Below are 13939 nucleotides of genomic sequence, written 5' to 3'. Positions count from 1 at the left end.
AGAGGCGGGTAGTCTATCCAAGCGCCGTGCCCTCCGCGTCTGAAGGACAATGCGCCGCGATGCCGCCGCCTGCGCCCAAAACCGAAAGAAAAGGACCCCCGTGAAATTCAAGATGGCCGAAAAGTCCCTGTTTGCCATGCTGCTGCGCTCGCCCTGGTGGGTCAGCTTCTTGGTGGTCGGCCTCATTGTCCTGGCGGCGGGCGCCCTCTTGCCCAAGGAGTACTTCGTGGTGGGAGCGCTCGCGGGTTTCCCCATCTTCGTGGTGGGCTGCATTGCGGCCTGGAAGCAGCTGCGCGCCCCCAACCCGGCCCAGGTGGCCGACATGCTGGAGGCCGTGGGCAGCATGCCCTGGCGCAGCTTTGCCGACACCCTGGCATCCGCCTGGACCCGGGCGGGCTACACCGTGGAGCGGATCAACGGCAACAACGCCGGGGCCGACATGCGCCTGACCCTGGGCGGCAAGACCACGCTGGTGAGCGCCAAGCGCTGGAAGGCCGCCACCCATGGCGTGGAGCCCCTGCGCGAACTGCACGCGGCCATGGTGGCCAGCGACGCTCCGGCGGGCGTCTATGTGGCAGCCCTGGGGCAGGTCAGCGACAACGCGCGCCTGTATGCCCGCGACCATGGGATCGCCGTGCTGCAGGGCGATGCAGTGGCGGCCCTGCTGCTGAGCAGCCGGCGCTGATCCACGCCCCGCCGGCCCGCCCCGCAGCCCGCCATGCGGGTTTTCCCAGATGGAGCGACCGGTGGCGGACTCCACACTTGGCACATCACCCACCCCTTCGACGATGCCATCGATCAGCCCCCCCACCGACGCCTGCGCCCCCGCTCCCGCGGCCCCGCCCGCCCGCCCCACCGGCCTGCTGCTGACCGGCGGCGGTGCCCGCGCCGCCTACCAGGTGGGCGTGCTGGAGGCGATCGCCGACATCCGCAATGCCTGTGGCGCGGGCGGCGGGCCCAATCCGTTTCCCATCATCACGGGCACCTCCGCGGGCGCCATCAACGCGGCGGCGCTGGCCTGCGGGGCCGACAACTTCGACCGCGCGGTGCGCCGCATCGCACGCGTGTGGCGCCAGTTCCATGCCAGCCAGGTGTATGGCGCCGATTCGCTGTCCGTGATGCGCAGCGGGGCGCGCTGGCTCACGCTGCTGTCCATGGGCTGGGCGCTGGCGCGGTGGCGCCGCATGCGGCCCCGGTCGCTGCTGGACAACTCGCCCCTGGAAAAACTGCTGGTGAAGATGGTGCCCCTGGTGCGCCTGCCCCGGCTCATCCGCAAGGGGCACCTCACCGCGCTGGCGGTCACGGCATCGAGCTACAGCTCGGGCGAGCACGTCACGTTCTTCGAATCCAACGCGCCGGTGCAGCCCTGGGTGCGCTCGCAGCGCAAGGCCGCGCGCGACCGCATCACGCACGAGCACCTGCTCGCGTCCTCGGCCATTCCGTTCATCTTCCCGGCCAAGGGCATCACGATCGACGACCATACCGAGTACTTCGGCGATGGCTCCATGCGCCAGTCGGCCCCGATCGCGCCCGCCATCCACCTGGGGGCCGAGCGCATCCTGGTGATCGGCGCGGGCCGCATGCACGAGCCCCGGGGCGACGCCGCGGCCAACCCCACGCCCAGCTACCCCACGCTCGCGCAGATCGCGGGGCATGCGCTGTCCAACATCTTTCTGGACGCGCTGGCGGTCGACGTGGAGCGGGTGCAGCGGGTCAACCAGACGCTGTCGCTGATCCCCCCCGACGTGCGCGCGCACAGCGCGCTGCGGCCCATCGAACTGCTGGTGATCGCGCCTTCGCAGCGGCTCGACGCGGTGGCCGCGCGCCACGTGGGCGATCTGCCGGCCCCCGTGCGCGCCATGCTGGCGGCGCTGGGCGTCACGTCCAACATGGCGGATGTGCGCGGCGCGGCGCTGGCCAGCTACCTGCTGTTCGAATCCGGCTACACGCAAGAGCTGATGGCCCTGGGCCGGGCCGACACGCTGGCCATGCGCGCCGAGGTGTGCCGCTTTTTCGGCTGGACCGACAGCGGCGCGGACATTCAGACCCGCGAGCACGCCTGAAGGGCCGCCGGTCCGCCCCGGCGTCCGCTACCGCGCCTTGAGCACGTCCTTGCGCAGCCAGCCCAGGCCGTGCGCGTGCAGGCTCTGCACATATAGCCGGTCCGCCGTCTCGGTGATGGCCGTGGTTTCCGGGTAGGCGCCCGCCGGGTCCTGCAGGTCGGCCACCACCTTGCCGTCGTCGGTGAACGCGATCACGTGGCCGTACGGCTGGGGGATGGGCCACAGCGCACGCGGCAGGCGCAGTGTCAGGCTGCGCAGCCAGGGCTTGCCGGCCATGTTGTCGATGGCCGCGCCGCGCGGCTTGGCAAAGCCCAGCCAGATGCGGCCGTCCATCCCGCGCATCAGGTTGTCGGGGTAGCCGGGCAGGTTGTCGAGCAGCACGCTGGCCTGGGCTCCGGGCAGGCTGATGTCCAGGTCGTTCGCGTCCACCGCGATCTTCCATACCCTGTACTTGCCGGTTTCGTTGACGAACAGGCTCTTTTCGTCCTGGCTGAGCGCCACGCCGTTGGCGAAGCTCAGGCCCCGGGCCACCACGCGCGTGGCGCGAGTCGCGGGGTCGTACTCCAGCACCCGGCCCGTGCTGGCCTGCTCCAGGATGTCGAGCACGCTGGCCTCGAAGGTGCCGCCCCAGTCCTGGGGGGCAAAACGCGTGGAGGCGTCGCTCAGGTACATCTTGCCGCTTTGGGCCACCACCACGCCGTCGGCATAGCGGATGGGATCGCTGCCCACCTTGTCGGCCAGCACGGTGACCTTGCCATCGGGCGCGATGGACAGCAGGCCCTTGACCGCATCGGCCGCGATGAGGTGGCCCGCCGCGTCGAAGTCAAAGCCCAGCACCCGCCCGCCGGTATTGGCAAAGACCTCCTGGCCCGATCCATCGGGGTTCATGCGCAGGATGTTGCCGCTGAGCACCGTGGTGTAGAGCTTGCCGTCCCTGCCCACGGCGATGTGCTCGGGGCCGACCTCGCCGTGGAGGTCGATCACCTGCAGCTGGGCCAGCCGCGTGTTGGGCGCATGCACGCCCTGGTAACCGGGCGCGGGCGGGGCGCTCCAGGCCACGGGCCGGATGGGCACGGGCCACCATGCCAGGTAGGCCGCCAGCACCAGCACGGCGCCAGCGGCGCTCCATCCCAGTCTCCTCATCAGCTTCTTTGCCATCGGCGTTCCTCCGTTGTGGTCGGTGCCAGGCATTGTGGGCCCGGCGAGCCCCCGCGCACCCTGCCCGGGGCCCGTTCGCTGGCACCTGCGCGACCCGCGCGCGGGGCTGGAGCGCCCGCGGCCGCGAGGCAGGGCGCCAAACGCCTAAAATCGCGGGTTCCGCCTGAGAAAGCCGCTTTTCATGACGTCATCCGCACGCAAACTCTTCGTCACCACCGCCCTGCCCTACGCCAACGGCAACTTCCACATCGGCCACATCATGGAATACATCCAGGCCGACATCTGGGTGCGGTTCCAGCGCATGCAGGGCCACGCGGTGAACTTCGTGGGCGCCGACGATACCCATGGCGCGCCCATCATGATCGCCGCCGAGAAGGCGGGCGTCACGCCGCAGCAGTTCGTGGCCAACATCGCCGCGGGCCGCAAGCAGTACCTGGACGGCTTTCACATCAGCTTCGACAACTGGCACAGCACCGACGCGCCAGAGAACCACGAGCTGGCCCGCCAGATCTACCGCGACCTGCGCGACCGCGCCGACGGCTCGCTGATCGAGGTGCGCACCATCGAGCAGTTCTTCGACCCCGAGAAGAACATGTTCCTGCCCGACCGCTACATCAAGGGCGAATGCCCCAAGTGCCATGCCAAGGACCAGTATGGCGACAACTGCGAGGTGTGCGGCACGGTGTACGCGCCCACCGACCTGATCAACCCGTTCTCGGCCTTGTCCGGCGCCAAGCCCGAGCTGAAGAACTCCGAGCATTTCTTTTTCAAGCTCTCGGACCCGCGCTGCGTGGAGTTCCTGGAGAAGTGGACGCAGGACGGCAAGCTGCAGCCCGAGGTGGCCAACAAGATCAAGGAATGGTTCACCGTGCGCACCAATCCGGACGGCACGACCAGCGAAGGCCTGGGCGACTGGGACATCAGCCGCGACGCGCCCTACTTCGGCATCGAGATCCCCGACGCGCCGGGCAAATACTTCTACGTGTGGCTCGACGCCCCCGTGGGCTACCTGGCCTCGCTCAAGAACTGGTTCGACAAGGGCGGCCCCAAGGCAAAACACGGCGACACCCGCTCGTTCGACGAATACATGGCCGCTGCCGACACCGAGCAGTACCACTTCATCGGCAAGGACATCGTCACCTTCCACACGCTGTTCTGGCCCGCCATGCTGCACTTCAGCGGCCGCAAGACGCCCGACAACGTGTTCGTGCATGGCTTTCTCACCGTGAACAACGGCGAGAAGATGAGCAAGAGCCGTGGCACCGGCCTGGACCCGCTCAAGTACCTGAGCCTGAACATGAACGCCGAATGGCTGCGCTACTACCTGGCGGCCAAGCTCAGCGCGCGCAACGAAGACATCGACTTCAACGCCGAGGACTTCATGCTGCGGGTGAACAGCGATCTGATCGGCAAGTACGTGAACATTGCCAGCCGCGCTGCGGGATTCCTGACCAAGCGCTTCGACGGCAAGCTCACCAGCGACTTCGGCGCCACGGGCGCGGCCCTGCTGGCCGAGGTGCGCGGTGCCAGCGGCGCCATCGCGCAGATGTACGAAACCCGCGAGTACAGCAAGGCCACGCGCGAGATCATGCAGCTGGCCGACAAGGTCAACGCCTATGTGGACCAGAACAAGCCCTGGGACCTGGCCAAGGACGCGGCCAACAACGAGGCGCTGCACCAGGTCTGCTCGGTGCTCATCAACACCTTCGCCGCGCTCACGCGCTACCTGGCGCCCGTGCTGCCGGGCCTGGCCCAGGCCGTGCAAGGCTTTGTGGGTATGGACATGCGGCAGTGGGACGTGGCGGGCGACGTGCAGGCGATCACCCCCTACCAGCACCTGATGCAGCGCGTGACCCCCGAGCAGCTGGAAGCATTGTTTGAGGCTCCAGCGCAGGCAGAACAAGCGCCAGTAGCTACTGAAACAATAGCATCCCCCGGCGGCGAGGAACTGGCCCCCACCATCACCATCGACGACTTCACCAAGATCGACCTGCGCATCGCGCTGATCGTGAATTGCGAGCCGGTCGAAGGCTCCACCAAGCTGCTGCGCCTGACGCTGGACGTGGGCGAAGGCCGCACGCGCAATGTCTTTTCAGGCATCGCCAGCGCCTACCAGCCCGCCGACCTGATCGGCAAGCACACGGTGATGGTGGCCAACCTCGCGCCGCGCAAGATGAAGTTCGGCGTCTCCGAAGGCATGGTGCTGGCCGCCAGCCATGGCGACGAGAAGGCCAACCCCGGCATCTACGTGCTCAACCCCTGGCCCGGCGCCACGCCCGGCATGCGGGTGCGCTGAAGCACTGCAACGGCCGCGCCGGCCGTTGCCTTCCCGGGCCCCGCCGCTCGTTCGCTCACAGCGATGCCAGCGGCGGCGACCGCTGCGGCCGGCCCGCGCGCAGCGCCTGTCGCCGCAGGTACCACTCGGCGCCCAGCAGGTTGGGCACCCAGCACAGCCAGGCGATGAAGGGGTAGGACACCTGCTCATCCACCCCCAGGGCCATGCTGCCCCCCAGGTAGACGCGCAGCGTGATGGCTGCCGCCGTGAGCGCATAGCTGCGCACCATCCAGCGCCGGTGCTCGGCAAAACGGCGCTGCAGCGCGCGCAGCAGGCCCATGCCGGTCGCCACGATCCAGGCCACGCCCAGCGCCAGGAAACCCAGGACGGCCACGGGACCCGTCATCGCATCCAGTGCCAGGGGCAACGACGAGAGCCAGCCCACCGCAATCGCCGCCACATACCCGCGCCCCACCCAGCGGTGCAGGGCCGGAAACCGGGTGCGCCATGCCGCCATCAATTGCAGCGGGCCCAGCATCAGTGCCAGCGATGCGCTGACCGCATGCACCACGAAAGCCCGGGGCGCCGACTGCAGGCTGGGCAGGTCCATCGGGAAGGGCATGCCGGGCAGCGCATAGCGCAACGAGACAATGCCGACGGCCAGGGCCGACAGCGCGAGCAAACCCCAAGCCAGGGCGGGGGCGAGAGTACGTGGAGACATGGCAACTTTCTGTGAAATGGAAGTCCATCCACTCTAGAAATTGCGTCTGAGCCCCGTGTTAGCAGCGCCTTAGGCGGGTGTTAGCAGCGGCGCGGGCGCGGGCTGGAGTGGGGGCAGATGCACCCGCGCCAGCAGGCCCGCGGCGCCGTCGTCCCGCGCCCGCAGCTCCACCCGCAAGCCCTGGCGCAGCGCTGCCGCGCGGGTGATGGCCAGGCCCAGCCCGCTGCCGTCGGCGTCGTTGCCGGGCACGCGGAAGAAGCGGTCGAAGACCCGCTCCAGCAGCTCTGGCGGAATGCCGGGGCCGTTGTCGACGATGTCCACCACCGCGCCGCTGTCCAGACGGTGCAGCCGCACCTCGACCGCACCGCCCTCGGGCGTGTAGCGCAGGGCGTTGTCCAGCAGGTTGTCGAACACGCTGCGCAGTTCGCTGGCAGCGGCGTGGACCGCCACCTGCCCGTCTCCGGCAAAACCGACCTCGATGCGGCGCTGGTCCGCCAGGGGCATCAGCTGGCCCACGCTGTCGCGCAGCAGGGCCGTGATGTCCACGGGCGCAGTGGGTGCCTGCGCAGACACCGGCACCTCCTGCCGCGACAGGCGCAGCAACTGGCCGACCAGGTGCCGCGCCCGGCGCATGCCCGCGTCCAGTTGCGCGAACTGCTGCTGCGCATCGCCCGCAGGCACGAAGGGGCGCAGGTTCTCCAGCTGCAGCGCCATCGCGGCCATGGGCGTGCGCAGCTCGTGGGCGGCGTCCTGCACAAAGCGGCGCTGCGCGGCAAAGGCCTCGCCCAGGCGCGCCAGCAGTGCATTGAAGGAACCCACCAGGGGCACGATCTCCTCGGGCACGCGGTCCATGCGGATGGCGCCCAGGCTGCGGTCGTCGCGCTGGGCCACTTCATCGGCCACCAGGCGCAGCGAGCGCGATGCGCGCCCCACCACCAGCCACAGCGTGAACAGCAGCGCCGGTACCAGCAGCGCCATGGGCACGATGACGTACAGCGTGCGCACCGCCACTTCTTCCTGCAGGAATTTCTCGCTTTGCAGCACCTGCACGCGGCGCTGGTGCGGCCCGGCCGCTGGCGCGGTGTAGACGCGCCACCCAGGCGCCCAGGCATCGTGGGTGCGCAGCAGACCGTGCCCTGGCGCGGCCTGCAGTGGCACACCGGTGTCGGGCCGGGACGTGGCCAGCAGCCGCCCGTCGGCCGACCACACCTGCACGGCAAAGGCGCCCCAGTCCAGGATGTTGGTGTCGCTGAGCAGCGGCAGGGGCTCGACCCCGTGGCCAGCGTCCCGGCCGTCGCCGCCATCGCTGGTGCCCGCCGGCCCCTGCCCGCCGGCTGCATGGGAACGCGCCAACACCTCCATCTGGTACTGCATGAAGGTGTGGATGAGTGCGCTGTAGCTCGCCCAGAACGCGCAGCCCGCCACCACGGCGCCCACCAGGATCCAGGGCGCGAGCCACAGCAGGATCTGCCCGCGCAGGGACCGGGGGCGGTACCAGCGGGCCGCGTGCTCGCGCACCGGCCCCGTCATGGCGCCGCCACCCGCCAGCCCAGGCCGCGCACGTTGCGGATGGCGTCGGGCCCGAGCTTGCGGCGCATGCCGTGGATGAGCACGTCCACCGCGTTGCTGCTGACCTCCTCGCCCCAGCCGTAGATGCGGTTTTCCAGCTGCTCGCGCGACAGGATGGCGCCGGGGCGCTCCAGCAGCGCATGCAGCAGCGCGAATTCGCGGGCGGTGAGGGCCTCGCGGGCGCCGCCCTGCAGCACCTCGCGCGTGGCCAGGTCCAGCTGCAGGGCACCATTGCCCACCAGCGACTGGGCCACGCCGCTGCGCCGGCGTACCACGGCGCGCATGCGGGCCAGCAGCTCGGCCACCTCGAAGGGTTTGAGCAGGTAATCGTCGGCACCGATGTCCAGGCCGTGCACGCGGTCCTCGACACCGTCGCGCGCGGTAAGCACCACCACCGGCGTGAGGTCGCCGCGCGCACGGGCGCGGCGCAGCACCTCGGTGCCGTCGAGCCCCGGCAGGCCCAGGTCCAGCAGCACGCAGCTGTAGTCGCCATCGGCGAGGGCGCTGTGGGCCAGTTCGCCGTTGCGCACCCAGTCCACGGACCAGCCCGCCCCCTTGAGCGCATGCGACAGGCTGCGCCCGATCATGTCGTCGTCTTCCACCAGCAGTGCGCGCAACAGGGTTCTCCTTGGGGCCTTCAGGGTGGTGCACAGCGTAGCGCGGAATTCTTAGCCCGCCATGAGCGCGGCGCCCACCCAGGACGGCGCAGGGCTAACCCGGCGCTAAGAAAGCATTCCTACAGTGCACCGGCCCCCTGCCTGCGGCGTGCGGCCCGCAGGCACGCCCGGCCTGGCCCGCCCCTTTTCTTTTTTCTTCTTTCTGGAACCCGAACCCATGACGCACTGCCCTCGCCTGCCCTCCCCCACCCACCACACCCTGCGGGGCCGCGCGGCGGTCATCGCGGCCACCCTGGCGGCGCTGGCGCCCGCCGCCTGGGCGCAGCAGGACGCCCCCACCTCCACCTGGGGGGCGGGCCTGGCCGTCAGCGCCGACCGCAAGCCCTACCGCGACTTCGACGACAAGGCGCAGCCGCTGCCCCTGCTCACCTACGAAAACCGCTGGGTCCACATTGCCGGCCCGGGCGTGGATGTCAAGCTGCCGCCGGCCGGCCCCGTGGGCCTGCGGCTGCGGTCGCGCTTCGGTTTCGAGGGCTACGAGGCCAAGGATTCGCCCTTTCTGACCGGCATGCAGGAGCGCAAGGGCAGCCTCTGGCTGGGCGCGGCCGCCAGCTGGGACACGGGGCCGGTGCAGCTTTCGGCCGAGCTGCTGGCCGATGCCTCCGGCCACAGCAAGGGGCGCCAGTTCACGCTGAAGGCCGAGCGCCGCTTCCAGCTCGGTGCGTGGGACATCACCCCCCGCGTGTCGGTGCAGCGGCAGGACCGCAAGTATGTGGACTACTACTACGGCGTGGAAGGCGCGGAGGCCCGCGCAGGCCGCCCGGCCCATGAAGGCAGCTCCGCCGTGAACCTGCAGGCCGGCCTGCGCGTAGGCTACGCGCTGGCGCCGCGGCAGTGGATGTTCGTGGACGTGAGCAGCACGCGGCTGGCCAGCGCGATCAAGAACAGCCCGCTGGTCAACAGATCGAGCCAGCCGGCGGTGACGGCGGGCTGGCTTTACCGGTTCTGAGCGCCGCCTTCAATGCCCCACATACCGCCCCGGCCGGTGGCTGATCCACAGGAACCCGCTCATCACCAGCACGGCCAGCACCGAATACGCCACGCGGTCCACCGGCACCACGAACAGCGCCAGCAGCACCACGGTGCCGTCGATCATCATCTGCACCTTGCCCGCACGCATGCCGTAGCGGGCCTGCAGGTACAGCGACACCACGGTGGCCCCGCCCAGGCTGGAGCGGTGGCGCGCCAGGAACAGGCAGCCCGTGCCCAGCAGCAGCCCGCCCAGCAAGGATGCGAACAGCGGGTTCAGGTAGTCCACGTGCATCACATGGGGGAACAGCTCGGTCAGCAGCGACAGCAGGGCCACGCAGACAAAGGTCTTGACCGTGAACTCGCGCCCCATGCGCGTCCAGGCAAACCAGTAGAACGGCAGGTTGACCGCGAAGAACAGCTTGCCGAACGAGATGCCCGTGACGTAGTGCAGCAGAAACGCCGCGCCCGCCGTGCCGCCCACCAGCAGCCCCGCCTGGTTGAACAGCATGAGCGCCATGGCCACGAACAGCGTGCCGGCGAACAGGGCCTGTACATCCTCGAACGCACCATGGCGCAGGGTGGAGGCGTCGGCATGGGCATCGCCAGCGGCGCTGGAGTCATTGGCGGGGGTGTCGGTCATGGAGGGGATCACGCTGGCGTCACATCAATCCGCGCGGAGCGGGGGCCGGGATGGCCGTGCAAGAACAGCAAGCAATATGCCAGGGAGCGCGGGCTCCACGCCCGATGTCCATCCCTGAGCGGGCAGAATTCGAAGAATTTCCGGCTGCCACCGCTGGTTGTAGTTCAATAGTTTGCTATCAATTTTAAAGTTCCATCCACAACCCGCGCCCCCCCCGCGCGGCCCCTGGCAACGGGCACATTCGGCACGCAATGTGCTTGGCGACCGCACCGGCTTCGCCCCATTGCGCTGCGCACCCGGCTCACTACACTGAAGTCTGCCCCGCGTTGATGGCGGTGGTGGCTGCATCCCGGCGGTGCCGGGGCCCTGGGCCGCCGCAGAGCCGCCGAAAAGAAAGTGCCCGCCACCATGCAGTTTTCACTCGCCTTCCACCCCCGCCTGCTCGATGCGCTGCGCGGCTACGACAAGGGCCGCTGGCTGGCCGATGTGGGCGCGGGGGTGACGGTGGGCATCGTGGCGCTGCCGCTGGCCATGGCGTTCGCGATCGCCAGCGGCCTCAAGCCCGAGGCGGGGCTGTGGACGGCGATCATCGCGGGCTTCCTGATCTCCGCCCTGGGGGGCACCAACGTGCAGATCGGCGGACCGGCGGGCGCATTCATCGTCATCGTCTACGGCATCGTCGAGCGCTACGGCGTGGCCAACCTGCTCATCTCCACCGCCTGCGCGGGCGCGCTGCTGGTGCTTCTGGGGCTGTTCCGCCTGGGCACGCTGGTGCGCTTCGTGCCGGTGAGCATCGTGATCGGCTTCACCAACGGCATTGCCGTGCTGATCGCGCTGTCGCAGGTCAAGGACTGGCTGGGCCTGTCCATCGACCGCATGCCGGGCAATTTCTTCTCGCAGATCGATGCGCTGGCGCGGCACGCGGACAGCCTCAACCCCTATGCCTTCGGGCTGGGCGCGGCCTGCGTGGCCGGGTTGTTCGTCTGGCCCAGGCTGATGATGAAGGGCTCGCCCGTGATGCAGGTGCTGGAGCGCCACACCGTGCGCAGCTTCGCGCGCGTGCCCGCGCCCGTCGTGGCGCTGGTCACGCTGAGCCTGCTGGCCTGGGCGATGGAGTTTCCGGTGGAGACCATCGGCTCGCGGTTTGGCGGCATTCCGCAGGCGCTGCCGGTGTTCGCGCTGCCCGATTTTTCGTGGGACACGGTGCGCCTGCTGGTCACGCCCACGCTCACCATCGCGCTGCTGGGCGCCATCGAATCGCTGCTGTGCGCCCGCGTGGCCGACCAGCTGGCCACCGACCCGCACCACAAAAAACACGACCCCAACCAGGAGCTGGTGGCCCAGGGGCTGGCCAATCTGGTGGTGCCGTTCTTCGGCGGCATGCCCGCCACCGGCACCATTGCGCGCACCGTCACCAACATCCGCGCGGGCGCCACCTCGCCCGTGGCGGGCATGGTGCATGCGCTCACGCTGCTGGTGGTCGTGCTGGTGGCCGCCCCGCTGGCGCTGCACATTCCGCTGGCGGTGCTGGCGGGCATCCTGTTGTACGTGGCCTGGAACATGGGCGAGTGGCACGAGTTCGTGCGCCTCAAGCACTTCAGCAACCACTACCGGCTGCTCATGCTGGGCACGTTCTTCCTCACCGTGGTGTTCGACCTCACGGTGGCGGTGGAGGTGGGCCTCTTCATGGCCTGCGCGCTGTTCGTGCGGCGCATGAGCGGGCTTTTTCGCGTGGTGCGCCAGCCGGAGCCGCCCGAAGGCGCCCCGTTCCAGGGGCGGCCCACGGCCACCTGGCGCCTGCATGGCGCGCTGTTCTTCGGCGCCGCCGCCAAGATCGACCCCATCCTCCAGGCCGTGGAGACCGGCCCGCCCGGCATGGACGTGGTGCTGGACGCCAGCGAGCTGGTGGCGCTGGACACCACGGGGCTGGACGCGCTGGCGCAGATCCTCAAGGCCGTGGCCGCGCGCGGCGGACGGCTGCGCCTGGTGCACCTGCACGAGCAGCCGCGCTCGCTGATCGAGCGCTCGGGCTTTGCCGCCCGGCTGGCGGCGCAGGGGCTGGAGGACCTTCCGGTGTGACCCGCCGCGCGGCTACTTGCCGCCCTTGAACTCCGGCGCCTCCAGGTCGGCCCCCGTCTGGGTGCGCAGCACGAACTGGTCGGGCCCATGGACCACGGTGAACACCTTGGCCTGGTTGGGTGCCTCCAGGTAGCGCCAGTCGGCATGGGTTTCCCGCTTCAGTTCATAGGGCGTGACCTTGGCGGGCTTGCCCAGCAGGCGGCGCACCTCGTCCATGCGCATGCCGGGCACCACGCGCGCGAAGTTCTCTGGGGTGAGCACCTGGCGCAGCGCCGTCATGCGGCCGTCGGCGCCGATGGTGATCATGTAGTTGACCTGGCCGGCGGGCTGGCGGTTGTATTCGAACGTGCGCGCGCCGCCGGGCTCGTCCCACACGTTCTCGGGGGCGCCGAAGCGGTCGCGCACGTCGGCCTCGGTGGAGACGCCCTCCTTGAGTTCGCTGATGCGTTGCGGGTCGCAGGCGGCAAGCGCCAGCAACGAAAAAGTGGCGGCCGCCAGGGCGGCGGCGCGATATATCAAGGGCATGAGTCGGTCCCGGTAAAATCCACGGCAAAGAGGTTAACAGTCCATGTCCATTTTCCGCCGCCCCGATTACCAATCCGATGCCACCCAGTTCATCAACCAGCTCAAGGCCAGCAAGCCCGAGCTGGAAAGCCAGCAGCTGGCCGGCCGCGCGCTGCTGTGGGACAAGCAGGTGGACCGCAAGATCTGGGGGGAGTACCGCGAAGCCCAGGTCGAGCAAAAGCCCTACGTCTACCAGACGAACGCCGACTGAGCCGACCCGGGCATCAAATTGGCCCCCAGCGCTTGATCAATAAGCGCTGATAGCTATATTTTCAATAGCAAATATCCATGACCACCGCGCGCGTGCCCGAGGCGTCCGATGATCCGGCGGGCACGGCCGCGCTGAACGCGGGCGGCATGCCCGACGTGGTCGATCAGGTCGCGCTGGCGCGCCTGTATGGCGAGCCGCTGTTCGCGCTGCCCACGGACCTGTACATCCCGCCCGATGCGCTCGAAGTCTTCCTTGAAGCCTTCGAAGGCCCGCTCGATCTGCTGCTGTACCTGATCCGCAAGCAGAACTTCAACATCCTCGACATCCCCATGGTGGGGGTCACCAAGCAGTACCTGGCGTATGTGGACGAGATCCGCAGCCGCAACCTGGAGCTGGCGGCCGAGTATTTGCTGATGGCGGCGATGCTGATCGAGATCAAGTCGCGCATGCTGCTGCCGCCCAAGAAGCAGGCCGAGGGCGAGGAGCCCGAAGACCCGCGCGCCGAGCTGGTGCGCCGCCTGCTCGAATACGAACAGATGAAGATGGCCGCCGCCCGCCTGGGGCAGTTGCCGCAGTACGGGCGCGACTTCCTCAAGGCGCAGGTCTACATCGAACAAAGCCTGCAGCCGCGCTTTCCCGATGTGCACGTGGTGGAGTTGCAGGACGCCTGGCGCGACATCCTGAAACGCGCCAAGCTCGTGCAGCACCACAGGATCACGCGCGAAGAGCTGAGCGTGCGCGAATACATGAGCATGGTGCTCAAGACGCTGCAGGGCCGCCGCTTCGTGGAGTTTGAAGAACTCTTCGAGCCCGAAAAAGGCAGCACCGTGCTGGTCGTGACCTTCATCGCGCTGCTGGAGCTGGCCAAGGAGACGCTGATCGAGATCACGCAGGCCGAGGCCTTCGCACCCATCTACGTGCGCCTCGCCTATGTACCGGCATGACACCCCCTGAGCGGCTGCGCCGCTTCCCCCTCTCTCGCTGCGCGGGAGGGGGACGCCACCGGTGGC

General features: G+C 69.1%; 13 protein-coding genes. 7 read left to right on the top strand and 6 right to left on the bottom strand.

Annotated elements, in window-relative coordinates; translation table 11 throughout:
- Window positions 1-100: 100 nt before the first annotated feature.
- A complete protein-coding gene (locus tag AC07OC_RS18770; protein WP_494601906.1) occupies window positions 101-685 on the top strand; it encodes a restriction endonuclease in 585 nt (194 codons plus the stop codon).
- Window positions 686-788: 103 nt separating this feature from the next.
- The gene (locus AC07OC_RS18765) at window positions 789-2063 is read left to right on the top strand and encodes a patatin-like phospholipase family protein (protein ID WP_218295883.1); all 1275 of its coding nucleotides are present in this window, start codon (window positions 789-791) and stop codon (window positions 2061-2063) included.
- Window positions 2064-2090: 27 nt separating this feature from the next.
- On the opposite strand, the gene AC07OC_RS18760 is transcribed toward AC07OC_RS18765, so the two are convergent.
- Window positions 2091-3221: an SMP-30/gluconolactonase/LRE family protein gene (locus tag AC07OC_RS18760; protein ID WP_255591026.1), complete on the bottom strand. Its 1131-nt coding sequence runs from the start codon at window positions 3219-3221 to the stop codon at window positions 2091-2093.
- Between the two features lie 181 nt (window positions 3222-3402).
- On the opposite strand from AC07OC_RS18760, the gene metG reads away from it, so the two are divergent.
- Window positions 3403-5517 (top strand): methionine--tRNA ligase, encoded by a 2115-nt coding sequence (metG, locus tag AC07OC_RS18755; RefSeq protein ID WP_494601904.1) that lies wholly within the window; start codon window positions 3403-3405, stop codon window positions 5515-5517.
- Between the two features lie 55 nt (window positions 5518-5572).
- Here metG and AC07OC_RS18750 read toward each other — a convergent pair whose 3' ends face one another.
- The 3 genes from AC07OC_RS18750 to AC07OC_RS18740 all read right to left on the bottom strand — a co-directional run bounded on the left by AC07OC_RS18750 (window position 5573) and on the right by AC07OC_RS18740 (window position 8403).
- Window positions 5573-6217 (bottom strand): DUF2306 domain-containing protein, encoded by a 645-nt coding sequence (locus tag AC07OC_RS18750; RefSeq protein WP_218295886.1) that lies wholly within the window; start codon window positions 6215-6217, stop codon window positions 5573-5575.
- 69 nt (window positions 6218-6286) lie between these two features.
- Window positions 6287-7747 carry an ATP-binding protein gene (locus AC07OC_RS18745; RefSeq protein WP_218339544.1) on the bottom strand — a complete coding sequence of 487 codons (1461 nt, stop codon included), beginning with the start codon at window positions 7745-7747 and terminating at the stop codon, window positions 6287-6289.
- Window positions 7744-8403: a response regulator gene (locus AC07OC_RS18740; RefSeq protein WP_218339545.1), complete on the bottom strand. Its 660-nt coding sequence runs from the start codon at window positions 8401-8403 to the stop codon at window positions 7744-7746. Before AC07OC_RS18740 ends, AC07OC_RS18745 begins: the two co-directional genes overlap by 4 nt.
- Before the next feature lie 217 nt (window positions 8404-8620).
- On the opposite strand from AC07OC_RS18740, the gene AC07OC_RS18735 reads away from it, so the two are divergent.
- Entirely contained in the window at window positions 8621-9412 is a 792-nt protein-coding gene (locus AC07OC_RS18735; RefSeq protein ID WP_494601902.1) for a MipA/OmpV family protein, read from the top strand.
- 9 nt (window positions 9413-9421) lie between these two features.
- Here the strand turns inward: AC07OC_RS18735 and AC07OC_RS18730 are convergent, their stop codons facing one another.
- Entirely contained in the window at window positions 9422-10075 is a 654-nt protein-coding gene (locus tag AC07OC_RS18730) for a YitT family protein (RefSeq protein WP_218295890.1), read from the bottom strand.
- Between the two features lie 408 nt (window positions 10076-10483).
- Between AC07OC_RS18730 and AC07OC_RS18725 the strand changes: the two genes are divergently transcribed.
- Window positions 10484-12154: a SulP family inorganic anion transporter gene (locus tag AC07OC_RS18725; RefSeq protein ID WP_492807040.1), complete on the top strand. Its 1671-nt coding sequence runs from the start codon at window positions 10484-10486 to the stop codon at window positions 12152-12154.
- A gap of 12 nt (window positions 12155-12166) precedes the next feature.
- Here AC07OC_RS18725 and AC07OC_RS18720 read toward each other — a convergent pair whose 3' ends face one another.
- On the bottom strand, window positions 12167-12679 hold the full coding sequence (locus tag AC07OC_RS18720; protein ID WP_218339548.1) for an outer membrane protein assembly factor BamE: 513 nt from the start codon (window positions 12677-12679) through the stop codon (window positions 12167-12169).
- A gap of 43 nt (window positions 12680-12722) precedes the next feature.
- On the opposite strand from AC07OC_RS18720, the gene AC07OC_RS18715 reads away from it, so the two are divergent.
- Window positions 12723-12929, top strand: coding sequence for a DUF3460 family protein (locus AC07OC_RS18715; RefSeq protein ID WP_218295893.1), 207 nt, complete (start codon window positions 12723-12725; stop codon window positions 12927-12929).
- Between the two features lie 77 nt (window positions 12930-13006).
- The gene (locus tag AC07OC_RS18710) at window positions 13007-13873 is read left to right on the top strand and encodes a segregation and condensation protein A (protein ID WP_218295894.1); all 867 of its coding nucleotides are present in this window, start codon (window positions 13007-13009) and stop codon (window positions 13871-13873) included.
- The last annotated feature ends 66 nt before the right edge of the window (window positions 13874-13939 follow it).

The sequence above is a fragment of the Acidovorax sp. GW821-FHT10E04 genome (assembly GCF_059415185.1).
The sequence above is the reverse complement of the archived record's forward strand: the minus strand, read 5'-3'. Positions and strand labels throughout refer to the sequence as shown.